Annotated in this window: 1 protein-coding gene; it reads left to right on the top strand. The window is 75.2% G+C overall.

The genetic code is table 11. The features are described from left to right. Positions 1-124: 124 nt before the first annotated feature. Positions 125-508 carry a type II toxin-antitoxin system VapC family toxin gene (locus HMPREF3099_RS10605; RefSeq protein ID WP_070705955.1) on the top strand — a complete coding sequence of 128 codons (384 nt, stop codon included), beginning with the start codon at positions 125-127 and terminating at the stop codon, positions 506-508. Positions 509-628 lie beyond the last annotated feature (120 nt).

Genomic DNA, 628 nt, shown 5'->3' on the forward strand with positions numbered 1-628 from the left:
GGCCCGCCGCGCGCACGAGGAGGCGGAGCGGGCCGCCCGGCCGCGGCGGTGGTGGCGCCGGCGCCGCTGAGGGGACCCACCGCATCGGGCAGGCTGTGGACATCGTGCGGTCCGGGCGCGGCGAGTGACCGTCCTCGACGCCTCGGCCGCCGTCAATGTGCTGCTCGGGCGGACCACCGAGCCGGACCTCTCCGGGCTGGTGGTGCGCGGTGTGACGGCACCGCACCACATCGACGTGGAAATCACCTCGGCGCTGCGGGGCCAGGTGCTCGGGGGCAAGCTCGCCGAGGGCGTGGCCCTGAACCGGTTGGGCGCCTTCCTCGCCTGGCCGGTGGAGCGGGTACCGCTGCGGGGGCTGGCGCCGCGCATCTGGGAGCTCCGCCACGCGATGTCGGCCTACGACGCGGCGTACGTGGCGCTCGCGGAGATCACCGGGCAACCGTTGGTGACCTGCGACGCCAAGCTCCTCTCCGGTGGACACCGGGCCGAGGTGCGCGTGGTGGCCTGAGCGGTGCGGTGGGGCGGCCGTCCTCACCGGGTGGGGCGAGGTGGCGAGACCCGCACCGGTGCTGCACTCGGGCTGACACCGGGCCCAGTTCCGCACCGGTGCCGAACTCGACAGTCGAGT

This window comes from Kytococcus sp. HMSC28H12 (genome assembly GCF_001816045.1).
Taxonomy (GTDB): Bacteria; Actinomycetota; Actinomycetes; order Actinomycetales; family Dermatophilaceae; genus Kytococcus; species Kytococcus schroeteri.